The sequence below is a fragment of the Sediminibacillus dalangtanensis genome (assembly GCF_017792025.1).
GTDB lineage: Bacteria > Bacillota > Bacilli > Bacillales > Amphibacillaceae > Sediminibacillus > Sediminibacillus dalangtanensis.
The window spans coordinates 2,070,503-2,096,324 of the sequence record NZ_CP046956.1 but is presented as its reverse complement, the minus strand read 5'-3'; the positions used below and the strand labels follow the sequence as shown (position 1 = coordinate 2,096,324).

The 25,822-nt window shown below is 42.7% G+C and carries 28 protein-coding genes; 24 read left to right on the top strand and 4 right to left on the bottom strand.

The genetic code is table 11. From position 1 onward, the window contains the following. Nucleotides 1–66: 66 nt before the first annotated feature. From ERJ70_RS10525 to ERJ70_RS20025, 3 genes are all read right to left on the bottom strand, one after another. Entirely contained in the window at nt 67–636 is a 570-nt protein-coding gene (locus tag ERJ70_RS10525) for a manganese catalase family protein (RefSeq protein WP_209364854.1), read from the bottom strand. 76 nt (nt 637–712) lie between these two features. After that, complete coding sequence (locus tag ERJ70_RS10520) at nt 713–976, bottom strand: spore coat protein CotJB (protein WP_245207917.1); 264 nt, start codon at nt 974–976, stop codon at nt 713–715. Further along, nucleotides 969–1,196, bottom strand: a complete 228-nt coding sequence (locus ERJ70_RS20025) for a spore coat associated protein CotJA (protein WP_245207914.1) — start codon at nt 1,194–1,196, stop codon at nt 969–971. Before ERJ70_RS20025 ends, ERJ70_RS10520 begins: the two co-directional genes overlap by 8 nt. 164 nt (nt 1,197–1,360) lie before the next feature. Between ERJ70_RS20025 and ERJ70_RS10515 the strand changes: the two genes are divergently transcribed. The 6 genes from ERJ70_RS10515 to ERJ70_RS10490 all read left to right on the top strand — a co-directional run bounded on the left by ERJ70_RS10515 (nt 1,361) and on the right by ERJ70_RS10490 (nt 7,447). Beyond that, entirely contained in the window at nt 1,361–1,987 is a 627-nt protein-coding gene (locus ERJ70_RS10515; RefSeq protein ID WP_245208198.1) for a CBS domain-containing protein, read from the top strand. 41 nt (nt 1,988–2,028) lie between these two features. Next, nucleotides 2,029–2,805, top strand: a complete 777-nt coding sequence (locus tag ERJ70_RS10510; protein ID WP_209364852.1) for a metallophosphoesterase — start codon at nt 2,029–2,031, stop codon at nt 2,803–2,805. A gap of 102 nt (nt 2,806–2,907) precedes the next feature. Beyond that, complete coding sequence (locus ERJ70_RS10505; RefSeq protein ID WP_209364851.1) at nt 2,908–3,498, top strand: genetic competence negative regulator; 591 nt, start codon at nt 2,908–2,910, stop codon at nt 3,496–3,498. Between the two features lie 506 nt (nt 3,499–4,004). Beyond that, nucleotides 4,005–4,937, top strand: a complete 933-nt coding sequence (locus ERJ70_RS10500; protein WP_209364850.1) for a D-alanine--D-alanine ligase family protein — start codon at nt 4,005–4,007, stop codon at nt 4,935–4,937. 124 nt (nt 4,938–5,061) lie between these two features. Continuing rightward, complete coding sequence (locus tag ERJ70_RS10495) at nt 5,062–6,345, top strand: Glu/Leu/Phe/Val family dehydrogenase (protein WP_209364849.1); 1,284 nt, start codon at nt 5,062–5,064, stop codon at nt 6,343–6,345. Nucleotides 6,346–6,469: 124 nt separating this feature from the next. Next, the gene (locus ERJ70_RS10490; protein ID WP_209364848.1) at nt 6,470–7,447 is read left to right on the top strand and encodes a YpdA family putative bacillithiol disulfide reductase; all 978 of its coding nucleotides are present in this window, start codon (nt 6,470–6,472) and stop codon (nt 7,445–7,447) included. Between the two features lie 133 nt (nt 7,448–7,580). Here ERJ70_RS10490 and ERJ70_RS10485 read toward each other — a convergent pair whose 3' ends face one another. Beyond that, nucleotides 7,581–8,549, bottom strand: coding sequence for an asparaginase (locus tag ERJ70_RS10485; protein ID WP_209364847.1), 969 nt, complete (start codon nt 8,547–8,549; stop codon nt 7,581–7,583). Nucleotides 8,550–8,636: 87 nt separating this feature from the next. Here ERJ70_RS10485 and prsW point away from each other — a divergent pair, with 87 nt between their 5' ends. The 18 genes from prsW (at nt 8,637) to hbs (ending at nt 25,712) form a co-directional block, all read left to right on the top strand. Next, nucleotides 8,637–9,323, top strand: a complete 687-nt coding sequence (prsW, locus tag ERJ70_RS10480; RefSeq protein WP_209369299.1) for a glutamic-type intramembrane protease PrsW — start codon at nt 8,637–8,639, stop codon at nt 9,321–9,323. A 578-nt stretch (nt 9,324–9,901) separates the two neighbouring features. Further along, on the top strand, nt 9,902–10,714 hold the full coding sequence (gene sleB / locus ERJ70_RS10475; protein WP_245208197.1) for a spore cortex-lytic enzyme: 813 nt from the start codon (nt 9,902–9,904) through the stop codon (nt 10,712–10,714). Between the two features lie 17 nt (nt 10,715–10,731). Further along, nucleotides 10,732–12,075, top strand: a complete 1,344-nt coding sequence (ypeB, locus tag ERJ70_RS10470) for a germination protein YpeB (RefSeq protein ID WP_209364845.1) — start codon at nt 10,732–10,734, stop codon at nt 12,073–12,075. 84 nt (nt 12,076–12,159) lie between these two features. Next, a complete protein-coding gene (locus ERJ70_RS10465; protein WP_209364844.1) occupies nt 12,160–12,840 on the top strand; it encodes a flagellar brake protein in 681 nt (226 codons plus the stop codon). Between the two features lie 81 nt (nt 12,841–12,921). Then, on the top strand, nt 12,922–13,602 hold the full coding sequence (cmk, locus tag ERJ70_RS10460) for a (d)CMP kinase (RefSeq protein ID WP_209364843.1): 681 nt from the start codon (nt 12,922–12,924) through the stop codon (nt 13,600–13,602). Between the two features lie 14 nt (nt 13,603–13,616). Next, a complete protein-coding gene (locus ERJ70_RS10455; protein WP_209364842.1) occupies nt 13,617–14,198 on the top strand; it encodes a lysophospholipid acyltransferase family protein in 582 nt (193 codons plus the stop codon). A gap of 102 nt (nt 14,199–14,300) precedes the next feature. Further along, on the top strand, nt 14,301–15,440 hold the full coding sequence (rpsA, locus tag ERJ70_RS10450; RefSeq protein ID WP_209364841.1) for a 30S ribosomal protein S1: 1,140 nt from the start codon (nt 14,301–14,303) through the stop codon (nt 15,438–15,440). A 13-nt stretch (nt 15,441–15,453) separates the two neighbouring features. Next, nucleotides 15,454–16,479, top strand: a complete 1,026-nt coding sequence (gene fni, locus ERJ70_RS10445; RefSeq protein ID WP_209364840.1) for a type 2 isopentenyl-diphosphate Delta-isomerase — start codon at nt 15,454–15,456, stop codon at nt 16,477–16,479. A gap of 499 nt (nt 16,480–16,978) precedes the next feature. Further along, nucleotides 16,979–17,596: a YphA family membrane protein gene (locus tag ERJ70_RS20260; protein ID WP_445190367.1), complete on the top strand. Its 618-nt coding sequence runs from the start codon at nt 16,979–16,981 to the stop codon at nt 17,594–17,596. Then, nucleotides 17,589–18,485, top strand: coding sequence for a YIEGIA family protein (locus tag ERJ70_RS10435; RefSeq protein ID WP_209364838.1), 897 nt, complete (start codon nt 17,589–17,591; stop codon nt 18,483–18,485). The genes ERJ70_RS20260 and ERJ70_RS10435 overlap by 8 nt, the downstream gene beginning before the upstream one ends. Continuing rightward, nucleotides 18,482–18,667: a capping complex subunit for YIEGIA gene (locus ERJ70_RS10430; RefSeq protein WP_209364837.1), complete on the top strand. Its 186-nt coding sequence runs from the start codon at nt 18,482–18,484 to the stop codon at nt 18,665–18,667. The genes ERJ70_RS10435 and ERJ70_RS10430 overlap by 4 nt, the downstream gene beginning before the upstream one ends. A gap of 156 nt (nt 18,668–18,823) precedes the next feature. Continuing rightward, a complete protein-coding gene (der, locus tag ERJ70_RS10425) occupies nt 18,824–20,134 on the top strand; it encodes a ribosome biogenesis GTPase Der (protein WP_209364836.1) in 1,311 nt (436 codons plus the stop codon). Between the two features lie 12 nt (nt 20,135–20,146). Further along, the gene (locus tag ERJ70_RS10420) at nt 20,147–21,187 is read left to right on the top strand and encodes an NAD(P)H-dependent glycerol-3-phosphate dehydrogenase (RefSeq protein ID WP_209364835.1); all 1,041 of its coding nucleotides are present in this window, start codon (nt 20,147–20,149) and stop codon (nt 21,185–21,187) included. 58 nt (nt 21,188–21,245) lie between these two features. Further along, nucleotides 21,246–21,506 (top strand): stage VI sporulation protein F, encoded by a 261-nt coding sequence (locus ERJ70_RS10415; RefSeq protein WP_209364834.1) that lies wholly within the window; start codon nt 21,246–21,248, stop codon nt 21,504–21,506. 508 nt (nt 21,507–22,014) lie between these two features. Then, entirely contained in the window at nt 22,015–22,212 is a 198-nt protein-coding gene (locus ERJ70_RS10410; protein WP_209364833.1) for a DUF2768 domain-containing protein, read from the top strand. 66 nt (nt 22,213–22,278) lie between these two features. Beyond that, nucleotides 22,279–23,010 carry a YphF family lipoprotein gene (locus ERJ70_RS10405; RefSeq protein WP_209364832.1) on the top strand — a complete coding sequence of 244 codons (732 nt, stop codon included), beginning with the start codon at nt 22,279–22,281 and terminating at the stop codon, nt 23,008–23,010. A 414-nt stretch (nt 23,011–23,424) separates the two neighbouring features. Next, entirely contained in the window at nt 23,425–24,903 is a 1,479-nt protein-coding gene (gene spoIVA / locus ERJ70_RS10400; protein WP_209364831.1) for a stage IV sporulation protein A, read from the top strand. 536 nt (nt 24,904–25,439) lie between these two features. Then, nucleotides 25,440–25,712: a non-specific DNA-binding protein Hbs gene (gene hbs / locus ERJ70_RS10395; RefSeq protein ID WP_035426707.1), complete on the top strand. Its 273-nt coding sequence runs from the start codon at nt 25,440–25,442 to the stop codon at nt 25,710–25,712. Nucleotides 25,713–25,822 lie beyond the last annotated feature (110 nt).

Sequence of the window (25,822 nt, the reverse complement as noted above, 5' to 3'; positions counted from 1 at the left end):
ACAGAATCTATAAAATTACGTAATCAACCGTACGCATAAAGAGTTTTTTTGCAGGTGAATAGGTTATTAAAAGAAAACTTTCTTCCCTCTTTCTTCTTTTAGTATTTCAGCAGCTTCGCGAAACCGCTGGGAATGGACGACTTCACGTTCCCGTAAATACTTCAGTCCATCGTTCAATTCCGGATCATCAGACATGTTGATGATCCATTGATAAGTGGCTCTTGCTTTTTCTTCTGCTGCAATATCTTCATAAATATCGGCGATCGGATCTCCTTTGGCTTGTATGTAGGACGCAGTCCATGGAGTTCCGGATGCATTCTCGTAAAACAGGGCATTGTCATGGTTGACGTAGTGTGCACCCAAACCAGATTCTTTTATTTGTTCAGGGGTGGCGTCTTTCGTCAATTTATAGACCATTGTTGCGATCATTTCCAAATGAGCGAATTCTTCGGTCCCGATATCAGTCAACAATCCGATTACTTTATCCGGAATGGAATAGCGCTGATTCAAATAGCGCAGTGCTGCTGCCAATTCTCCATCTGCTCCTCCATACTGTTCAATTAAGAACTTTGCCAAACGAGGATTGCATTCCCGGACACGTACAGGGTATTGAAGTTTCTTTTCATAATACCACATGACCATCTTCCTTTCTTGGTTGTGCTGCTGATCGAAGAAAAGAAGGGCAGAGTTGTTATGCCAGCTGCCCTTATGTTCAGACTTGCCAAGGCCAAGGGGCTTCTTTCCAGTTCCAAGGATAACCTGAGTAACTCATGCCGTATTGAAATAATGGGCCATATTGCTTTTCATATTGTTTTTTCAACTGCCGACTCTGATGGGCATGATGGTTGAATTGCTGGATTGCTTCATTGTCCCAAGGATGGGTGTCTAGATATAAAGTCAATTCGCATAATACAAAGTCGACCGCTTGAATTTCTTCCAACAGTTCGTAATAGGCGCTTGTCAGCGGTTCATTCACCTGTATCCCTCCTTTTATAAGGAGACTCGTACGGACTGTATAAAGCCGGCCATAATGTACCTCGGTACAATGCTTCTTTTGCCGTGGCATACTGAGGAAGACATGGGGGCTGGAAACCGAGGTATAACTGCGGAGGCGTCTCATAGCTCTTTACTTCAATAGGCGGGCATGGATCAGTGGGACTCGTATAAGGTGTATAAAATTTTCGTTGGCTGAACATGACATACTCCTTTCTAAAGGGCGAAAGTAATGGTACAGTGTATGAATAAAACAATTTGTCTCATTCTACTTGATTCATGTTAAGAAATAATTATGCAGGGAATGGAATAGCAAATGTAGAAATAAATATATAGTATCTTCAAAAGGAGGCTGATTCAGTTGTTTGTGAAAAGCATTTTAAAACCAAGCTATCAGTGTATTATTGCCACAGAAAAGGATACACTAAAAGCTACTATAAATCAGTTGGAAGCCAAGGACATTGAAGCAATGCCGGTAGTGGAAAACGGCATCTTTAAAGGAATGATTTCGAAACAGGATATATACCAGGCTTATTTCCAGAGCGGTAAGCCCCGTGATGAATTTCTGAGCGGCACGCTTGTCGGTGACATCGCATCACATGGCGATTTATATATTGATGAGCAAGCTGTTTTTGAAAAAACATTAACGACTTTTAAAGGGTATCCTATTTTGGCGGTGGTCGGGCCAGAAAAGCAATTTCTCGGTATCGTCACCAGGTTTGATATGATTGAACAATTTGAAAGTGTTTTTGGGATGAAAAAACCTGGTGTAAGAATTGCATTCACTTCTGAAGAATCGACGGGCCGTTTATCCCGCCTGGCCGATATTATTAAACAAAACCATGCAAATGTTATTTCGGTTACAACCTTTGATGAAACCGATAAATTGGCGAGAAGGATTGTTCTGAAGGTGGAAAAAAATGATAATATCGACAAATTATCAAGGAAGTTAGAAAAATCAGGATTCCGCGTATTGGATATCAAGGAAGTATAAAATTATCGTCAACGTTTAACAACGGGAAAAGGAGAAACTGATTGGTTGCTTTTATCATTGGAGTTGTTTGCATTAGCGGGTTGCTTTTATCGGCAAGAATGATTTACCTGGCCCACCATGATCATATTCGCTACCATGATATACCTGTATCGTTATCCAGGAAGAACGACGAAGCCATCCGGGTATTTTTCATTTCCGACATTCACCGTCGAACCATACAGAAAACCATTATATCGGCGGTTGAAGAACGTGTTGACTTGGTCGTTATCGGTGGCGATTTAGCAGAACGCAAGGTACCTCTAAGTAGAATCAAAGAAAATATACGCTTGCTCCATAAGCTCGAAGCACCGATTTATTTTGTCTGGGGTAACAATGATTATGAATTGGATTACAGGAAGCTGGAAGAGCTGTTAGAAGTGGAAGGAGTCATCTGCCTCAAAAATGAATCAGAAATGGTGGAATTGCCCAATGGTCAATCTCTATGTCTTATCGGTTTCGATGATCCGGACAACAGTTCTCCCATTGTCGAGCTGTTGGATAAGCCGGTCGAAGACATGCCCATGCTGCTCCTAAGCCATCGTCCGAGTGCTTTTGAGGAAATGGCGGAGAGCATTGCAGGTACGATTGATCTTGTCTTAAGCGGCCATACACATGGGGGGCAAATACGTATTTTTGGTTATGGGCCATATACACGTGGAGGGATTAAAACAATCCATGACACACCTGTTCTGATTAGCGAAGGCTATGGTTACACCAGTTTGCCATTCAGGCTTGGAACAACTGCCGAATGCCATATTGTAACACTAAAAGGAGTTTAACAGTTTTCTGCTGGCTAAATCTGTGTTACTGTCTAGGTACCATTAATCCGATATCCTCATATAGTATATAATTAGATGAGGCATTCAAGGGGGGATAAGTGAATGCGTTTAGAACGACTATCGACCAACCAATTTAAGATTTTCTTAACCTTCGACGACTTGATTGAAAGGGGTCTGACAAAGGAAGACTTATGGCATGATTTGCCTAGAGTCCATCAACTGTTCCATGACATGATGTATGAAGCCAGCGATGAGCTGGGAATTGAGTTGGAAGGAATGCTGCTTGTCCAGGTTCATCTTATGCAGGCACAAGGGATGCTGGTCATTGTGACGCAGAATAACCATTGGATAGATGATGAGGAAGACGATGAAGATTATGTAGAAATGAAGGTTACCTTGGATGAAAGCAGGGAACTGATTTTTGCATTTACTGATTTTGAAAATATCATCCAGGTTTGTACACATTTTGCCGACTTAGGCATAACCGGAGGAACCGTATACCATATGGATGGTTTTTATTATATGCAGTTTGACGATGAAGAAGTGGATGGACAAAACCGTGAGCATGTGATTGCCATCATGTCAGAGTTTTCTTCTCCAAGTATCGTTACCTCTCATAAATTAAATGAGTATGGAAAACGAATCTTCTCACAGAATGCTGCTGAACAAGTGAATAAGTATTTTCTACAATGATATATCTGGGAAAAAAGGAGTTGGTCGATCATATACCAGCTCCTTTTTTACTGTCCAGGAAATGATAAATTTAACTGTCTGTGGATCATTATTGGCTGAACCAGCCACGTCCAGCTCAGCGCCTACCCCCTCGAGGTCTTAAGCTTGTCGGAGGCCCAAACGATGTGGGTCATGCAGGAGTTGCCCCAGGACGTGGCGGCTTTAGCCTGTACTCCTTTAAACAGGCGCTTGGGCTTTTGTCCTGGCTAAATATGAAAGTATCTATTTTAGCAAAGGGGAGCAGTCGAGAAAGCGAGAAAGTGAAATTGTTCAAGAAGGAAGGGATATATATGGAGGCACTTTTCTCATCTGAATACGCTAGTCATCGATTTTTCTTCGTCTGGGTCGACAAAGTCGGATTGCGCTTTTCTTGTCCGTTTTTGTAGATGATGGAATGGGAACATGTTACTATATGTACGTAGTAAAATAAATAAAGAAAAAGAGTTTTGGTTTAGGGAGTGAATGGATTGAAAATAGCGGTCCTGTACGGAGGAACATCTGGTGAGAGGGAAGTATCCCTTTCAACAGGAAAGGGAATCATCCAAGCTTTGAAGGAAAACGGACATGAGGTGACAGGCATCGATTTCCATCCAGAACGTCTCGACGAATTGTTGAAGCTTAGAGTTGACTTGGTTTTTATCGGGCTTCATGGAAAATTCGGAGAGGATGGAAAAATACAAGGGCTGCTGGATATACTGGACATTCCTTATGTAGGGTCAGGAGTCTTGGCTTCTGCATTAGCGATGGATAAGGCAAAGGCAAAGCAAATTTTCGAAAAGAATCAATTGCCGGTTGCCAAGGGTATAGCCATACCTGTTAAGAGACATACTCAACAGGAAATCATTGATTTGATACAGGGAAAATTCACTCCTCCATACGTAGTGAAACCGAATCAAGAAGGTTCCACGCTTGGATTGACGATTGTCAAAAAGGGTGAACAGTTGCCGGAAGCGGTGAAAAATGCAGTGCAAAGCGACGATATGTTACTGGTGGAGGAATTTATCTCTGGACGAGAATTCACTGTCGCGGTGATCGGATCACAAGGGGAAGAACAGGCACTACCGGTTATTGAAATCATTCCCAAGAATGATTATTATGACTTTGATTCTAAATATAAGCCAGGCGGTAGTGAACATATCATCCCCGCACGTATTAGTGACTCGTTAACTGGACAATTGCAAACGTACGCTGTTCGCGCCCATCAACTTTTGGGCTGTGATGTATATTCAAGGGTCGATTTTATCGTGACAGAGGCGGGTGAACCCGTAGTTTTAGAAGTGAATACATTACCCGGGATGACACCGACCAGCTTGTTTCCGGATGCAGCAAAAGTCGTCGGCTGGTCTTATGAACAAATGGTCGAGCAGTTTGTGACCCTTTCTTTGAAAAACAAGCAATAGAAATTATTTATTTATCAAATGCCGATAACGTATTGCATAATGCTATCTAGCGTGTATACTATTGTCTGAAAGAAATTGCGAAAACTTTAAAGTGATGAACTGAATACGATTGGGAGGTAAGTTCATGGTAGCCGATAAAGCATCAGATTCTCCAAATGAACAAGAGAAAGACAAACTGGACGTATTAAAATCAACCCAAACGGTAGTACAAACAGCACTCGATAAATTGGGCTATCCAGATGAAGTCTTTGATTTACTAAAAGAACCGGTGAGGATGATGACTGTCCGGATACCTGTACGAATGGATGATGATTCCATCAAAATCTTCACAGGATACCGAGCGCAGCATAATGATGCAGTAGGACCAACAAAAGGCGGGGTAAGGTTTCACCCGAATGTAACAGAAAAAGAAGTAAAGGCGCTATCGATATGGATGAGTCTGAAAGCGGGCATTGTAGATCTGCCTTATGGCGGCGGAAAAGGCGGAATTGTTTGTGATCCACGGGAAATGTCTTTCCGGGAGCTGGAAGGGCTTAGCCGTGGATACGTGCGGGCGATCAGCCAAATAGTCGGCCCGACAAAGGATATACCGGCGCCAGATGTGTTTACAAATCCGCAAATCATGGCATGGATGATGGATGAATACAGTCGGATAGACGAGTTCAATAATCCTGGTTTTATTACAGGTAAACCTATAGTTCTTGGTGGTTCACATGGGCGTGAATCCGCCACAGCCAAAGGCGTTACTATTTGTATTGATGAAGCGGTCAAGAAAAAAGGCATATCTGTAAAAGATGCAAAAGTGGTCATTCAAGGCTTTGGAAATGCAGGAAGCTTTTTGGCGAAGTTTTTGAATGATCAAGGAGCCAAAATCGTCGGGATATCTGATGCATACGGGGGACTTCATGATCCAGACGGCTTGGATATCGATTATTTACTAGATAGAAGAGACAGTTTCGGAACAGTGACCAAACTATTTGAAGACACGATATCCAACGAAGAACTATTAGAATTGGATTGCGATATATTAGTGCCTGCCGCAGTAGAAAACCAAATAACCGAGGAAAATGCCGATAAGATTAATGCATCTATTATAGTAGAAGCAGCCAACGGACCAACCACACTGGAAGCTACAAGGATTTTATCCGAGCGGGGCATTCTACTGGTTCCGGATGTATTGGCTTCTGCTGGTGGTGTCACTGTCTCTTATTTTGAATGGGTACAGAATAACCAGGGCTATTACTGGACGGAAGAAGAAATTGAAGAGAAATTGTATAAAGTCATGGTCAAAGGCTTTAATAATGTCTATAACACAGCTGAAACCAGAAAAATAGACATGCGTCTGGCTGCATATATGGTCGGAGTAAGAAAAATGGCTGAAGCAGCAAGGTTCAGAGGGTGGATTTAATGGCAGGCGGTACTTATCAGTGTAAGTTTGATAAGTACCGTTTCTGTTTTCCTTCCTCTGTCCTGTTAGAAGATAAAGGCTGCTTCTGAGCAGTCTTTTGGATTGGCGAAAAGGAGTGGAAGAGATGCAAAAAGAGAATACAATTATTATTGGGGCGGGACCGTGTGGTATGTCTGCCGCCTTGGAATTGCAAAAACGCGGAGTGAAACCGTTACTGATTGAAAAAGGGAATGTCGTGAATTCCATTTATCACTACCCCACCCATCAGACGTTTTTCAGTTCCAGTGATCGGTTGGAAATTGGTGAAATCCCGTTTATCACAGAAAAGAAAAAACCAGTGCGGAACCAGGCGATGGCCTATTATCGCACCGTTGCGGAGCGGAGTCACCTCCGGATAAACAGCTTTGAACGGGTAGTAAATGTGACTAAACAGGAAAAGGGTTTTCAACTACGTACACGAACTGCCAAGGGGGAAGAACGGAATTACCATGCAGAACACGTTGTCGTAGCAACAGGCTATTATGATCAGCCACGATATATGGGGATTCCGGGGGAAGAACTTCCAAAAGTGATGCATTATTTTAAGGAGGCGCATCCTTATTTCGGTCAAAATGTAGTCATTATCGGTGGAAAAAACTCAGCTGTCGATGCTGCGTTGGAGCTACATAAAGCGGGAGCGAATATTACCGTGTTATATCGGGGCAGTGAATATTCACCAAGTATTAAACCATGGATTTTACCTGAGTTTGCTTCCCTTGTCCGAAAAGAAATCGTCAAAATGGAATTTAATGCAGAAATCGATCGCATTACCGAAGATGAAGTGCATTATCAAGTGGACGGTAAGCAAAGGGTGATTGATAATGATTATGTGTTTGCCATGACAGGCTATCAGCCGGACAACCAATTTCTTCAGGAAATGGGAATTGAAGTAAATAAGGAATCGGGAGAACCAGTATATGATGAAGAGACGATGGAAACGAATGTCTCCGATATCTATATTGCTGGCGTGATTGCCGCTGGCTATAACAATAATAAGATTTTTATAGAGAATGGGCGTTACCATGGCGGGTTGATTGCCGAAGCTATAATCGCTAAATCATGACGATTTGGAAAGTGGCCGGGATAAAAACATGGCCACCAAAGCAAAAACCGAACGAATTGTGGAATCGTTCGGTTTTTATTTTGATCACGATGCTTTTGTCCCAGGCTCTTCTTTATTCTCGCAATTCGGTAAATCATTCAAACATCGGGGCCAGTTCTGTCAAATTGTTTGTCAATTCCAACGCTACCATCAATTTAATCCGCGCCTTTGGTCCGGTAAGTCCGTTTGCGAAAATGATCCCCATATCTCTTAATTGTCTTCCTCCTCCATCGTACACATAGGTTGCCTGAACAATCCCCTGATAGCATCGGGAAACAAGAATGATCGGAATGTCGTCATCCAGTATTTCCTGAAGGGCGGGAATGATTCCTTTTGGCACATTGCCTTGGCCGAGCGCTTCGATGACCATGCCGGAAATCCCTGTGCTATGAATGGCGCTAATAAGACTGCCATCCATCCCGGCGTAAGCTTTAACTAACGCGACATTCTTGGTCAACTGCTGGATGGGATAGGATTCATAGGAGATAAGCTTTTGGTGGAATAATATCTCCTGCTTTGTAATGATTCCAATCGGCCCGTACTGAGGACTCTGAAATGTTGCTACATTGCTTGTCGATGTTTTGGTGACATTTTTTGCTGTATGGATTTCATCGTTCATCACAACGAGTACCCCTTTATCTTGGGCTTCGTCCGAGTTGGCAACCCGGATGGAACTGATTAAATTATATAATCCATCTGATCCGATTTCATTGCTGGAGCGCATGGCCCCTGTGACGACAACCGGTTTTCTGGTTTGTAAAAATAAATCGAGAAAGTAAGCTGTTTCTTCCAATGTGTCGGTTCCGTGCGTTACCACGATCCCGTCAAAATTTCCGGCGGCAAGCTTGTCATGGATCCGCCTGCCTAGTTCGAGCATGTGCGCAGGCGTAATATGAGGAGACGGCAAGTTGAATAAAAAATCTTCTTCAATATGTGCATCATGATTAAACAAAGATGCAGAGTTCGATAATGGGTGCTCGCTGGATGTTGAAACGGTACCGCTTCGTTTATCTTCTTGCATGGAAATGGTGCCGCCAGTATGGATAATTAGAATTTTTTTCAAGTTTTTCACCTACTTTTATTGGGGCTATTTTATTTGTGCCAACTTCATGATACGATGAATGATATTAGATTGAAAGAGGGTGTCGATATGTTTGCTGTCCTCTCTGCCGGGATTGCACCGACACTGGCGCTCATGTCATTTTTTTATTTAAAAGATCGATTCGATTCAGAGCCTCTGACTACTGTGTTCCGGACTTTTTTGTACGGAGCTCTTTTGGTGTTTCCTATCATGTTTATCCAATATGCTTTTATGGAGGAAGGAATCGGCCAGACGCCGCTGATTCGATCTTTTTTACTGACCGGACTAATGGAAGAGTTCTTTAAATGGTTTATCTTTCTTTATACGGTATATAAATATACAGATTTTGATTCCCTTTACGATGGGATTATATATGGTGTCGCCATCAGCCTAGGCTTTGCGACAGTGGAAAATCTGCTCTACTTACTTGCCCATGGTGTAGAATATGCATTTAGCAGAGCGATTTTTCCTGTATCATCGCACGCCTTGTTCGGTGTGATTATGGGCTATTATCTTGGGAAAGCGAAATTTTTGACGAAAAACGTAAAACGATCTCAGTTTTCAGCGTTGTTGATTCCCTTAAGCCTCCATGGTTTTTATGACTTCATCTTAGAAACAGTGCCCTCCTGGATCTATGTCATGACCCCTTTTATGATTCTGTTGTGGATGTTTGCATTACGGAAAGTCAAATTAGCCAACCAGCAAGAATACAAAAACGTTGTCGTCTTGGCCGAAAAAAAGTCACAAATTCAATAAACGAATCAAAGCTATCCATGCTTCGGCATGGGTAGCTTTTTTTCACTGTATTTTTCACTGTATTTTTCACTGTATAGGAAATGATAAATTTGACTGTCTGTGGATCATTATGGCTGAAACAGCCACGTCCAGCTCCAGCGCCTACCCCCTCGAGGTCTTAAGCCCACCCTCTGTGTGGCAAAAAGCGCCACGCCGAGGCTGTTCTTAAGCTTATAGGAGGCCCGAACGATGTGGGTCATGCAGGCGTTGCCACAGGACGTGGCGGCTTTAGCCTGTACTCCTTTAAACAGGCGCTTGCGCTTTTGTCCTCATCAGAGTCTCCGCTAACTGTGTTTATCTTGTTATAGAAGGAGTGGAGGGATTATGCCTGGTTTTCTTCCAATGCAAGATAGCATCATGCTGATGAGCTGGTGTCCAACTCATCAATTGAATAACCAATTCTTATTATCCTGCTTCCCATGTATAAAAATAGCATGCTTTCAAAAAATAAGCCAACAACGAAGACTTTGATACTCTTAGGAGGAAATGGTATGCGGTTCAAAAGAACAGTTATTCTCTTGTTTTTTGCGGTACTCTTGATGGCTGGAATGCCAGCTGCGGATGGACTTCGTCCTGTAGAGGCGTTCAGCCCGCAAGTTATCCAGCATGGTGCTTCGGGGGAAGATGTCATTGAGTTACAAGCAAGATTACAATATTTAGGTTTTTATAATGGGAATATTGATGGTGTTTTCGGCTGGGGTACGTATTGGGCACTCCGTAATTTCCAGTATGAGTTTGGTTTAGAAATTGACGGCATGGCTGGATCGAAAACAAAACAGAAACTTGAAAAAGCGAGCGAATATGATAAGGAGTTTGTTCAGGAGCAAATCAGAAAAGGGAAAAAGTTCACCCATTATGGTGGTACGCCAAAAGAACAACAAGTGAAAAATGGTGATAACCAGCAGGCTGGAAATAAAGAAAATCAGGGGGGAGAAAATCAGCAACAGGGAGGAGGTACATCTGCTGAGCCGACAGCTGTCAATGTACCGGGAGGCTTTTCGCAAAACGACATCCGTTTAATGGCCAATGCTGTTCACGGAGAAGCTAGAGGAGAACCATATGAAGGAAAAGTTGCCGTAGCAGCAGTCATTCTTAATCGGGTTGAAAGCCCTACATTTCCGAATACTGTATCAGGAGTAATATTTGAGCCGAGGGCTTTTACGGCTGTTGCAGATGGGCAAATTTGGCTGACGCCGAATGAATCTGCTGAACAGGCTGTGCTTGATGCAATAAATGGCTGGGATCCTACCGGCGAGGCTACTTACTATTTTAATCCGAATACAGCTACATCTGACTGGATTTGGTCAAGGCCGCAAATCAAACAAATCGGCAAGCACATATTTTGTATGTAAGAAAGGTGGCGCGGAAAATGATGAGATGGATTTTAATCGCTGTACTGGCTGTGGCAGTGGGAGCGACAGGGATTTGGGGCTATCAGGAACATCAGGAGAAAAACGCTATTCTCGTTCAGGCGGAAAATACGTACCAGCGGTCGTTCCACGATTTGTCCTACCATATGGACTTGCTGCATGATCAAATCGGAACAACACTTGCTATGAATACAAAGGAACGCTTATCCCCGCAACTGGCAGATATATGGCGGCTTACATCCGAAGCGCATAATGATGTAGGTCAGCTTCCGTTGGCTTTGCTGCCATTCAACAAAACAGAAGAATTCCTATCTGATATCGGAGATTTTAGTTATAATACAGCCATAAGAGACTTGGAAAAGGATCCACTGACTGACGGAGAAGTGAATAATCTGGAATCCCTCTATGAAACATCCGGAGAAATAAGAGACGAACTGCGGAAAGTTCAACACCTTGTCCTGGAGAATAACTTGCGCTGGATGGATGTGCAGCTGGCACTAGCTACCAACGATAAACAAGCAGACAATACCATTATCGATGGATTTGAAACGGTGGAAAAAACCGTAGAAGGGTATTCAGAGGGAAATCTAGGTGTCAGTATGACCGGGACTTCGAACAAGAAACATGAATACCAATCCTTAAATGGAGAAAATATTGATGAAAAACAGGCACAGAAAAAAGCCCAAAAGCTGTTTGAAGTAAAAGATGCTTCCGACATAAAGATAACCAAGTCAGGGGATGGTGCGGAAGTAGCAACCTATAGTGCTTCTTTTCACAAAGATGGCAGGGATGGTTATATGGACATGTCGGTGAAAGGCGGCCATCCAATATCGTTGATCATCAATAGAGAAGTCAAGGATCCTGGCATCAGTCTCAATGAAGGGATGGAAAAAGCAGAAGATTATTTAAAAAGCCTTGAGATGGAAGACATGGAACTCTTCCAAAGCAGTCAATATAACAATGTCGGAGTGTACAATTTCTTGTACACACAGGGCGATGTACGTATATACCCTGACTCTGTTCAAGTGAAAGTGGCGCTGGACAATGGGGATATACTGGGCTTTACGTCTCGCGATTATTACATGAACCACCAGGAACGCGATCTGCCGGAGCCTAAGTTGACAGCGGAAGAAGCAAAGGATAAGGTCAACCAAAATGTGAAGATACAGGAAAATAGATTAGCTGTCATGGAAAACGATTCTGGTGAAGAAGTACTTACCCATGAGTTTTTAGGTGTATTGGGAAATGATACGTACCGAATCTTTATTAATGCGTTGAACGGTGCTGAAGAAAAAGTGGAAAAATTACAAGGGGCAGAAGCAAAATTCGATGATGCAGTTTAGGGAAGGGATTTTACTCCTTTCCCTTTTCCTTGTTTTTTGAGATAATAAAAAGGACTAAATAAAAGATAGAGAGAGGCGGAACCTTTGATAAAAATCGGCACACCGCTCACATTAGAGATAGAGAAGGATCATGAAGTAGAGCGTTATCGATGTAAAGTAGTAGAGCAACAAGGGAGTTTTTTATTCGTTGATTATCCGGTCCATCTAGTTTCCGGTAGAACGAACCTTTTTGAACGAGGAACTATCTTTACGGCAAGTTTTGTCGGGGAGGATCATACGGTATACAGTTTTGAAACGGAATTAAAAGATAAGAAGAAATTAAAAATCCCAACACTTGTGTTAAACTATCCAGGAGCAAGTCAGTTGAAAAAGGTTCAACGCCGGGAATATGTGCGGATCGAGACCGCCGTAGATGTCTCTGTGCATGATACAGAAAAGGAACTCCGTCCATTTACCACGATCACACAAAATATAAGTGGAGGCGGACTGTCACTTGTACTTCCACCCGGACGAGAAATCCCTCCGGGAAAACGATTGGAATTATTGATCGTCTTACCGATGGAATCAACGGTAATTTCTTATGTTAAGGTACAGGCAGAGGTTATTCGTACACATGACCGGCCGGAAGGACAACGACCGCTCTTATCTGTCAAATTTGAAGAAATAGAGGAACAAGATCGCCAGTCAATCATTCGATATTGCTTCGAGAAACAGCTCGAAGCGAGAAGACGTGGACTGGACACCAGAAAGGGAATACGAAATTAAATGAACACACGAGCGTCTCGTTTCTATTCCCGTAAAATTGGACAATACATATTTCATAGCAAGAGAGGAATGTAGAAACATATGGAACAAAATCAACTAGCCATAGCGATTGACGGGCCGGCAGCAGCAGGGAAAAGTACAGTTGCTAAATTAATTGCTGAGGAACTATCTTATATCTATATTGATACAGGTGCAATGTACCGAGCCCTTACTTATAAGGCACTTCAGAAAGACATTGATCTGGAGGATGAACAAGCCCTGTTACAACTGTTGCAGCAAACAACGATTGATTTGCAGCAATCAAACAACGGTCAAAGCGTTCTTGTAGATGGTGAAGACGTTACTCGTGAAATCAGGGGACAGCAGGTGACCGGACAGGTATCAGTGGTGGCGAAGCACCCGGCAGTACGGAAAGAAATGGTTGCAAGGCAGAAAGCACTCGCAGCCAAACGCGGAGTAGTAATGGACGGAAGAGACATCGGCACCCATGTACTTCCAGACGCAGAAGTAAAAATATTTTTAGTGGCTTCCGTACAAGAGAGAGCGGAAAGACGGCACAAAGAGAATCAGGAAAAAGGATTTGCTTCCGACCTAGAGGAATTAAAGAGAGAAATCGAAAAAAGAGATCAACTTGATTCAGAGCGGGAAGCATCTCCATTGATCAAAGCAGAAGATGCTGTGGAGATCGATACTACTTCTCTTTCCATCCAAGGTGTTACGGATCGGATTTTGGAAGTAGTGAAAAATGCAAGAAAAAGCTAGAGGGGATTTGGGATATGAGTTTATATACTTTTGCTAAGAACGTAGTAGCTGCTATACTTTACCCCGTATACCGGATTAAAGTAGTCGGTGCGGAGAATGTTCCCGACAAAGGCCCGGTTATCATTTGTTCTAATCATATTTCTAATTTTGATCCGCCAGTGGTTGGTATTACGTCCCCGCGTGATATTTACTTTATGGCTAAAGAGGAATTATTCAATAATACCTTTTTAAGAGGATTGTTGACCAGGCTGCATGCTTTTCCGATCAAGAGGGGGATGAAAGACCGGAACGCTTTGCGTCAGGCATTGAACATACTGGAAGAAGGGAATACCCTCGGTCTTTTTCCGGAAGGGACGAGGAACAAGACTGGCAAAGTCGGGAAAGGCTTGGCGGGAGCGGGGTTTTTTGCCCTCCGTTCGCAGGCATATATCGTACCCTGTGCCATTATCGGACCCTATAAACCGTTCAAACAATTAAAAGTTGTTTACGGAAAACCGATTGAAATGGAACAATATCGGGAAAATAAAGTATCAGCAAAGGATGTTACCCAAGTGATCATGCAGGAAATCCAAAAACTGATCGATGAAAATCGGTAATCGTACCCTGCCTATCGCTTGACAAAAATGGGTAAATATTAGAAGTTAGAAAAAAGGCATTTCATAAGATTGGTTGTGTCGGAATTTGAAGGAGGTCTCTTTATGGATGAAATGAACAATGAATTTTCAGATTTACAACAGCTATCTACCGGTGATCAGGTGACAGGGAAGGTAGTTAAAGTAGAAGAAAAACAAGTGCTCGTTGACATCGGTTATAAAGTGGAAGGGATTGTACCTATCAGTGAGCTCTCCAGCCTGCATGTGGAAACAGCTTCCGATGTAGTGAATGAGGGTGACGAGCTGACACTTCAAGTGAAAAAAGTAGAAGACGATGAAGTCGTACTTTCCAAACGAGCAGTCGATGCTGATAAAGCATGGGAAGATTTAGAAGAAAAATTCAACAGTGGGGAAATATTCGAAGCAGAAGTGAAAGATGTTGTTAAGGGCGGCTTAGTAGTCGATGTAGGACTGCGTGGTTTTATCCCGGCCTCTCTTGTAGAAACTTATTATGTAGAAGATTTCTCTGATTACAAAAATAAAGCATTAAGCTTAAAAGTGGTAGAGTTGGATCGCGAGCAAAACAGGGTGATTCTTTCCCACCGAGCTGTCTCCGAAGCTGAACAAGCTAACCGGAAACAGGAAATTCTTCAGTCTCTTGAAGAAGGGCAAGTATTGGAAGGTACGGTTCAGCGACTTACTGACTTCGGTGTGTTTGTTGATATCGGCGGTATCGATGGACTTGTCCATATTTCTCAATTATCTTATCAGCATGTGGAAAAAGCTTCCGATGTCGTAGAGGAAGGTCAAAAAATTAATGTCAAGGTGCTTTCTGTCGACAGGGACAATGAGCGTATCTCTTTATCACTAAAAGAAACATTGCCGGGACCTTGGGATGGAATTGAAGAGAAGGTACAGACGGGTTCTGTCGTTACAGGAACTGTTAAGCGCCTGGTGAACTTCGGCGCATTTGTCGAAGTATTCCCGGGAGTAGAAGGACTTGTCCATATTTCCCAAATTTCAAACCAGCATATTGGTACCCCACAGGAAGTACTGAATGTAGGGCAAGAAGTTCAAGTGAAGGTTCTTGATGTGAATGAACAGGATCAACGCATGTCCTTAAGTATCAAAGAATTGGAGCGAGATCAGGATCAAGCTGAGCTTAAGCAGTATGAAAAAGAAGAAGATCACTCTGGCTTTCAATTAGGCGATATGATCGGAGATAAGCTCGACAAGTATAAGTGATGGTGAAAAATGGATGACCAGACAACAAAGAAAATTAGAGCATATTAAATATGCGGTAGAATCCAATCAGGAGGGCTGGAGCCCTTTTGATGATATGGAGATTGTCCATCAAAGTGTTACTTCTCTCCGTTGGGAAGATATTGATCTTCATACAAAAGTGGGCGGACTTGCTTTAAGTTCGCCCCTTTTTGTTAATGCGATGACTGGTGGAGGCGGCATCAAAACGGAAAAAATAAATGCCCAGTTAGCCGCTGTTGCCGCAGAAACAGGCATCGGCATGTCTGTCGGTTCTCAGATGTCGGCTTTGAAAGATTCTACAGAAGAGCCTTCATACCGTATTGTCCGGAAAGAGAATCCCAAGGGTATTATTTTTGCAAACATAGGAAGTGAGTCATCAGTAGAACAAGCCCGGCGCGCTGTGGACATGCTTGAAGCGGATGCCTTGCAGATCCATCTTAATGTTTTACAGGAACTGATTATGCCAGAAGGTGATCGGGATTTTCGTCAGATGGATAGAAGGATTGAAGCAATTGTCCAAAGTATCCCCGTTCCAGTTATCGTAAAAGAGGTAGGGCACGGTTTATCAAAAGAGACTGCTATACGTTTGCAGGAATTAGGAGTTCAATTTTTAGATGCAGCCGGAATGGGAGGAACCAATTTTTCAAAGGTGGAGAACCGTCGAAGGAAAGATCCCTTATCCGCTTTTAATAGTTGGGGGATTCCAACTCCTGCGTCGGTCAAAGAGATAAGGGGAATTTTACCCGGTGCTCATTTACTTGCTTCAGGCGGTATCCGAAACGGGATGGACGGTGCTAAATCTTTGATACTTGGAGCGGAAGCGTTTGGCATGGCCGGAAGCCTGCTCAAAGTGCTCATGGAGGAGGGGATGGATTCGTTGTCGAATCGAATTGCCTCCGTCCATCAGGAATTGAAAATCATCATGATGCTTTTGGAATGTAGAGAGCCGAAACAATTGGCGGGCAAGCCGTATGTCGTAACCGGATATTTAAAAGAGTGGTTTGATCAAAGAGCAAAATAAAAGGATTTGCACAAAAATATAGCGGACAATGTAAAAACCGGACGATGATTCGAAATCCCTTCGAACTCGTTCGGTTTTTGTTTTTGTAGGAAATGATAAATTTAACTGTCTGTGGATCATTATTGGATGAAACAGCCACGTCCAGCTCCAGCGCCTACCCCCTCGAGGTCTTAAGCCCACCCTCTGTGTGGCAAAAAGCGTCACGCCGAGGCTGTTCTTAAGCTTGTCGGAGGCCCAAACGATGTGGGTCATGCAGGCGTTACAGGACGTGGCGGCTCTAGCCTGTACTCCTTTAAACAGGCGCTTGCGCTTTTGTTCTGGAATGCTATCTAGCTCGAGAACCTATCTTCCGCTTAAGATTTAAAACAACTCTCTGTATGGCAAAGAATCGCTACTAAAAGTTGCACTTAAGGTAAGAAAGACGCTTTACACTTTTTTTGACAAGCGTTAAATATGCGGGTTTAAAAACACGTTCGGAAAGCTATAATGCTAATGGAAGGTGAAGCCCGTGGAAGGTCTGTTGTTTTATTGGATATGCTGGTTGTTATGGATAGTCGCTACTTTTTTACTTAAAAAGAATCACACTAGATTTTATCTTTCTTTGGTGATCCTTTTGCTTTTATGTGGTTCCAATACAAAGATAACTATTTGGGACTGTCAGTTGAATCTCGCCCTAGTTGTTTCTTTTTTCTCTGGAATCCTTTATTTAGCAAGGAAAAGGGATTGGGTTTGGTTATTGTTTGGAAGCTTATGCATGACATTTTGTTATGTCGGTATTCTGCTTTGGGAATTGATCAGTCCAATTTGGCTGTTTGTTCCCCGTTTGTTAATGATTCCGTTTATAGGACTTGTCTTACTTATATTTCTGGCAGAAACACTGATCGAGAAGTGCATGGTTTGGTGTCTCGGCATCACCAGTGGTGAAATTCTTCATGGGTTGATAATGAGGAGTTATGGTTTTCATCCAACAATCGGAGAACTTTCATTTTTTGATTTATTGTTTGTAGGTATAGCTTTTATCATTCTACTCAGACTAACCGTAGCTACGAAACAAAAGATAGACGTAGTTGCACAAACCATAGAGCAAAAGCTCAAAATGAGGTGGAATCATGAATGAATATACCTACCCGATTTTATTTGGAGTAGTGATCGGAACGATTGCCAGACTTGTCATGTTGCGAACAGATTACCGGCAATACCCGACATACTTGCATGGTAAGGTCATCCACATCTCGTTGGGATTTATTGCTGCTTCGCTCGGTACAGTCGCCGTACCTGCCATAATGGAGAAAGAGTTCACTGCTGTCACTTTTCTGACTATTGCTGCATCCCAGTTCAGGGAAGTTCGGAATATGGAGCGGAATACGTTGACTGAATTGGACGCTTACGAATTGGTTCCCAGGGGAAATACGTACATAGAAGGGATAGCGGTCGCGTTTGAAGGAAGAAATTATCTGGTCATTTTCACATCCTTTATTGCAACGTTAACTTATTTAGTATGGAATATCTGGATTGCCATCATTGCTTCGCTTGTCTGCTATCTTATCATTAGAAAATTCATGAGCGGAGCTACTTTAAAGGAACTGGTCGACATCGAGCACCATGATTTACATTTCGAAGGTGCGGGTCTGTATGTCGATAATATTTATATTATGAATATTGGTCTGCCAAAACGGCAGGAAGAAATAATGAAGTATGGAATGGGATTTATCCTTACTCCAAAAAATTTCAATGTACGGTCGACGATTGCCAATTTGGGACAGCGTCAAGCCATTCTTCATGATGCCTCTGTATCCCTGGGGGTTTTTCGAGATTCCGGTACGCCAGCACTTGTTCCTTTGATCAAGCGGGATTTGGATGATGGCCGTATTGGTGTTTTTATTTTGCCGCAGGATAAGGATATCGACAAGGCCAAACGAATAATCGGTGCAGTGCCGGTCTTGGAAAATGCAATCCGCATGCCCTCTGAATCAAAAGCAAATAAAAAGGGGGAAGAAAAAGGATGAAAATGGAAAAGGCCATATTAGCGGTCATCACCCTTAACAAGGAAAAAATCGACGGGGGAGCCCCCATCTTTTTGTGTGAAACACAGGAAGAGATGGAAAAAGTGGCAGCAAATTTAGAAGCGATACTGGATGGGATTAGTCATGCACTCAGTGATCAGTTGTATATCATTGTCAAACATTGATATGCAACTTTTTTGCATGATAGAAATCGGCTGGAGGCCATGTTGTACCAAAAAGCGTTGTTTAAAAATTCCTCATTTGCTAAAATAGAAAAGTTAGAGCCTTCGGTTTTACATGGAATGATAGAAGTTATAGTAGAAAGAAAGGATGAACCTTTCATGAGGAAATCAATTGTAGCAATAGTCGGTCGACCGAATGTCGGAAAATCAACCATTTTCAACCGGTTAGTCGGAGAAAGAATTTCCATAGTCGAAGATATACCCGGCGTAACCAGAGATCGTATTTATTCGCAGGCGGAGTGGCTGACTACCAACTTTAACCTGATTGATACCGGAGGAATCGAAATCGGTGATGAACCACTGCTTGTACAAATGCGCGAGCAGGCAGAAGTGGCCATCAATGAAGCAGACGTGATCATCTTTATGGTGAATGGTCGAGAAGGAATGACAGCAGCCGATGAGGAAGTGGCCAAGTTGCTGTTTAAATCGAATAAACCTGTCGTACTGGCAGTCAACAAAGTAGATAATCCGGAAATGCGCGATCAAATTTATGAATTTTATTCGCTCGGATTTGGCGAACCGTTCCCGATTTCTGGAACACACGGTTTGGGTTTAGGTGATTTGCTTGATGAAGTCGTGAAACACTTCCCTGAGCTTGAACAGGCGGAAGAAGATGATTTAACTATCCACTTTAGTCTTATTGGCCGCCCGAATGTCGGCAAGTCCTCCCTGGTGAATGCACTGCTCAATCAAGAGCGTGTCATTGTCAGTGATATAGCTGGCACCACACGGGATGCAGTCGATACACCGTTTACGAAGGATGGCAGGGATTACGTAATCATCGACACTGCAGGAATGCGAAAACGCGGGAAAATTTACGAAACTACTGAAAAATACAGTATTTTACGTGCATTGAAGGCAATTGAACGTTCAGATGTTGTGTTAACTTTAATCGATGCGGAAACCGGCATCATCGAACAGGATAAAAAAATAGCCGGATATGCACATGAAGCGGGAAAAGCCGTCGTCATCGTCGTCAACAAGTGGGACACCGTGGAAAAAAGCGAAAAGGCGATGAAAGAATTTGAAGATCAAATCAGAGCCCATTTTCAATTTCTCGACTATGCACCGATTGTATTCTTGTCTGCGAAAACGAAAAAGCGGATTCACACGTTGCTTCCGCGCGTTCTTGAAGCAAGTGAAAATCATGCCAAGCGTGTAGAGACCAATGTATTAAATGATGTCATCATGGATGCACTGGCAATGAATCCAACTCCGACCGTAAAAGGACAGCGGTTGAAGATTTTGTATGCGACTCAGGTGGCTGTCAAACCGCCTAGCTTTGTTGTATTTGTAAACGATCCGGAATTAATGCACTTCTCTTACGAACGCTTTTTAGAAAACAGAATTAGAGAAGCCTTCGGATTTGAGGGCACCCCAATAAAGATTTTCGCAAGACGTAGAAAATAAGGAGGAGATTCCGTGGGAAAAATTGCTGTATTAGGAGCTGGAAGCTGGGGAACGGCGCTTGCCATGGTGCTGGCCGATAATGAACATGATGTACGCTTGTGGTCGCATAAAAAAAACCATGCAGCTGCCATCAATGAAACCCGACAAAACGAACGTTACTTACCAGGAGTACAGCTGCCATCAGGAATTACAGCTTTTCATGATTTAGCTGAAGCTGTGCATGATGTTTCGACCGTCATTTTGGTAGTACCGACCAAAGCAATAAGAGACGTTTGCCGACAACTGAACAAGGTTCTCGATCAGCAGGTCACCCTTGCTCATGGAACAAAAGGTATAGAACCGGGAAGTTTTAAACGGGTTTCAGAAATGATCGACGAAGAGTTATCTAATCAGTTATATGATAAAGTCGTCGTGCTTTCAGGACCAAGCCATGCAGAAGAAGTAAGTCAGAGACAACCGACGACACTGACAGCATCTTCTGAGAATCTTGAAGAGGCGAAAAAGGTTCAAGATTTATTCATTAATGGTAATTTGCGCGTGTATACGAGTCCCGATATGATTGGAGTGGAGTTAGGCGGAGCCCTGAAAAATATTATTGCTCTCGGTGCAGGAATCTCTGATGGGCTGGGATACGGGGATAATGCTAAAGCTGCTTTGATCACCAGAGGTTTGGCCGAAATCGCAAGACTCGGTACATCGATGGGAGCAAACCCACTTACATTTCTAGGGTTAACAGGTGTCGGTGATTTGATTGTTACGTGTACGAGTGTGCACAGCAGGAATTGGAAAGCCGGAAACTTGTTAGGAAAAGGGAAAAAGCTTGATGATGTGTTGGATCATATGGGAATGGTTGTGGAAGGGGTACGGACCACACAAGCTGCACATCAGCTTGCAGAATCCCATGAAATCGACATGCCGATAACGGATGGTTTGTTCCGTATTTTGTTTGAAGATGCTGTTCCAAGAGATGTAGTGGACCAATTGATGACGAGGGTAAGGCGTCAGGAAATGGAAGATCTTTCGGCAATTCTTAATAATCGTATTTCTGGTTAACACGCTGCTCCTCCCCTTGCATATAATGTTGGGAAGACGAAGGCAAGGAGGAATGCACGTGAGCGACTTTCAGAAAAATATGTTTGATCAGATCCAACAAAACTCCAATATCAAGCCTGACCAAATTTTTAAAGTAGCAGAATCTGTAAAAAACGCAGACTTTTCAGATGAGAAAACGGTTCGAAGGCTGGTCAAGCAATTAGCCAAAATGGCAGATAAGCCTCTTTCGAAAGAAAAAGAAGATAAAATCGTCAAGTCGATTACCGGCAATAAAATGCCAGCAGATATGAATTCGCTTGGAAAGCTGTTTAAAAAGTAGCAGAGACTGGGCAAAGTGATGATACAAAGTGGATAAGGCTCGCATAATATAAATCGCACAAGCATTCATTTTAGAGCCGCAATGGGTATTATTTAGTCGCACCGAGGTAGATTCTGCCCCTTCTACCTCGGTTTTTTTATTTTATAGAAAATTATAAATTTAATTGACTGTGGATCATTATTGGCCTAACCAGCCACGTCCAGCTCCAGCGCCTACCCCCTCGAGGTCTTAAGCCCACCCTCTGTGTGGCAAAAAGCGCCACGCCGAGGCTGTTCTTAAGCTTGTCGGAGGCCCAAACGATGTGGGTCATGCAGGCGTTGCCACAGGACGTGGCGGCTTTAGCCTGTACTCCTTTAAACAGGCGCTTGCGCTTTTGTCCTTTTCTTAGGTGAAGGCACTTTTTCTCTGTATAAAAAATTTGTTTTTTACATAACTGCCGAAAATGGATTATGTTATAATATCTAAAGCATATTTGTCTTGTCCGATCGTATGTAGAGGAGTGAAAAAATTGTCAGAATCCATGTTGAATATGTATATTTCCTTTGGCGGAATTATTTTTTTGTTCTTGGCTATTGGCTTAATTTTACTTAGTAGATACAAATTAAAAGGTATTTTTGCAGGAATAGTGGCATTTCTTGCTTACATATTTTTAGTTGTCGGTGGATTGATTATTTTTTATATTGTCTTTAGCGGGCCGACAGGCTGATTGAATATACAGGAAACAGAGCGTCTCTGTTGTTTTACACGCTTTGCTGTTTAGGAGGATTTAGGAATGAAATGGTTCATGGCTGTAGGCTTAATGGTTATGGCGCTTTTGCTGAGTGGCTGCTTGTATCCGAATGATCAACTAACGAAAAATCAGGTACCCAACGAGGTACAACTGCAAACGATTCAGCAGGCTGTCACGCAGTATAGAGAAGATAACCAAGGCCTTGTCCCGATAAAAACAAAACCTAGCGATACCCCGATTTTTCAAAAATACTTGCTTGATTTCACAGCCCTCAAACAAGGAGGTTATATTTCCAGTATCCCTGGAACTGCTTTCGAAAATGGCGGCATTTATCAGTATGTGTTGATAAATCCGGAAGAAAACCCACAGGTCAAATTAATCGATTTGCGAATCGCCCAACAAGTGCGGACGGTCAGGAGGCAGGTTGATTTGTATCGGGATGAACATCTTTATCCACCCTTTGGTGAACAGATAGCCGACGGGATTTATCAAATCAACTTTGACAAGTTGGGCATGGAAGAAAAACCACAGCTTCAAAGCCCTTATTCGCAGAAGAATCTGTCACTTGTGATGGACGTGAACGGGGAAGTCTATGTCGATTACCGCCCGGATCTTTATGAAGCGATTAAGTCGTATGAACATAGCTTTGAAAACGGGGATGATATCCGATATATTCTCCCGGAGAATACACCTTTCGTTCCAGCATATTCGCTACCTTACACGATTGAAGGGGAAGAGCCGGTATTCACAACTGAATTAACGACTGCGGAGTGAAATTGCTTTCGAATAATTTATCCCTTGCTGCATATAATGTGGCAAGGGATTTTGTATGTTACATAAAGTAAGCTGCATTTTCCTGCCTGGTGACAAGAATTAACAGTTTGACAGCGTGGCATGCTCTGTTCTTTCAGCAGTTCAAGTTCTTAAGACAATCTTCAGCAAAGCAACATAAAGTTATACCAAGGGATCGTCTTAACCCTGCTGGGGTGCGGGCAAGGAGTTCTTGCCCAATACCAACTTTGGAATTCTGCCGAAAGAAATACCCGAAACAAAAACCTTATGTTCTTCTTTCTTTTTATTTTCAACTTTTTCAATTAAACAAGTCATATTTTGATAGGACAACGTCATAGAATTTAAATGTCAAAGATTCGTAACGTACTATGGCGAAGTAGACCGGGAGGGGATTTTTTGGAAAGAGTAGATATTTTTAAAGATATCTCGAAACGGACCAATGGAGATATTTACCTGGGAGTAGTGGGTGCTGTCCGAACGGGTAAGTCGACCTTCATTAAAAAGTTTATGGAACTCGTTGTTTTGCCAAACATTCAGGATGAAGGGGAAAGAGCAAGAGCACAGGATGAATTGCCGCAAAGTGCAGCTGGGAAAACCATTATGACAACCGAGCCTAAGTTTGTACCGAATCAAGCTGTATCGATTCAAGTGGATGAGGGTCTTGATGTGAATGTAAGGGTCGTCGATTGCGTCGGTTATACGGTGAAGGGTGCCAAAGGTTTTGAAGATGAAAACGGTCCACGAATGATCAACACACCTTGGTATGAAGAGCCAATCCCGTTTCACGATGCAGCAGAAATTGGTACCAGGAAAGTCATTCAAGAACATTCAACCATCGGAGTGGTCGTCACCACTGACGGAACGATTGGTGATATTCCCCGGGAAGATTATTTAGAGTCCGAAGCGAGAGTAGTAGATGAGTTAAAAGAAGTAGGCAAACCGTTTATCATGGTCATCAACTCTGTCCAGCCTTATAAACAGGATACAGAACTTTTGCGGCAGGAGTTAACGGAAAAATACGATATACCGGTTTTGGCCATGAGTGTGGAAAGCATGGAAGAACACGATGTTTACAACGTGTTACGGGAAGCACTGTATGAATTTCCTGTTCTCGAAGTCAATGTGAACCTTCCGAGCTGGGTAATGGTTTTGAACGAAGATCACTGGCTTCGGGAAAATTATCAATCTGCCATACAGGAAACAGTCAGGGACATAAAAAGGTTGAGAGACGTCGATCGAGTAGTCGGGAACTTCAGTGAATACGACTATATTGACGATGCGAAGTTAGCTGGAATGGAAATGGGTGAAGGGGTAGCAGAAATTGACTTACAGGCACCCGATCACTTATATGATCAAGTGTTAAAAGAGATTGTTGGAGAGGAGATCAGAGGGAAAGACCATCTCCTTGAACTGATGCAGGACTTTGCAAATGCCAAGCGAGAATATGATCAGGTTGCAGAAGCGTTGCAAATGGTCAAACAAACCGGTTACGGCGTCGCTGCTCCAACCCTGCAGGATATGGTGCTTGATGAACCGGAAATCATCCGACAGGGTTCCCGTTTCGGTGTTCGACTGAAAGCAGTTGCACCATCGATACACATGATCAAGGTGGATGTAGAATCAGAATTTGCGCCGATTATCGGTACGGAAAAACAGAGCGAGGAATTGGTGCGATATCTAATGCAGGATTTCGAGGAAGATCCTTTGTCCATTTGGGAATCGGACATCTTTGGAAGATCCTTGAGCTCCATTGTGCGAGAGGGAATACAAGCGAAATTATCCCTTATGCCGGAGAATGCCCGGTATAAATTAAAAGAAACACTGGAACGTATCATCAATGAAGGTTCCGGCGGACTAATAGCGATCATTCTTTAGCGGCTTGCTCAAGGCCGCTTTTTTGTTTTTACGGAAAAAATCCACATGGATACACTCCTTTCTTTGGTTGCTTCTAACATCTTATGGGTTCCAATCGTCGGGCTTACTCCTATGCAGGAGGTGCTTATTTTACCGCCATAAAACTTCAGGAGAAGAAAAGGAGTCATAGGACAGGATGAAAAAACAAATGACCATGCACCTTTCTATCAACCAATTGCATGTATTATGCTAAAAAAATCAATTAATTTCACGAATCTGTTGATTTTTTTCTATCAAAGCCCTAAAACAGCTTGCTGACAGTATTCAACTGTGATACTATCCAAATATGCCCGGGCTTAATAATTATAGGAAATCTAAACAAAAATTGAATAAAGTTGCTGATTATTGTTGAATTTCCTTGAAAACTCGGTTATTATAAGCCATGTCATCTTTTTAACAGGTGACGGAGGTATAAAATACTTAATAAATGTGAACAAATGGAAGTATGACTTCATTGTTCGAAACAGGTAAGTAAAGATTGGGAGGAGGTGAATGTCATGAACAAAACTGAACTAATTAACACAGTCGCAGAAAAAAGCGATCTTTCTAAAAAAGATGCTACAAAAGCTGTAGACGCAGTTTTTGAATCTATCATGGATTCACTTAAAGACGGTGAGAAAGTACAATTGATTGGTTTCGGAAACTTTGAGGTGCGCGAACGTGCTGCTCGTAAAGGACGCAACCCTCAAACAGGAGATGAAATTGAAATCCCTGCAAGCAAGGTTCCTGCTTTCAAACCGGGTAAAGCCCTGAAAGATAATGTAAAATAATTTACATAAGGGCAAAAAGGGTGCGATTTAAAGCACCCTTTTTATTTTTGCTTAATTTGAAGCTGCTTTCCTGACTCATCCAATCGCCGATGTGCTTTAGGCGATAACCT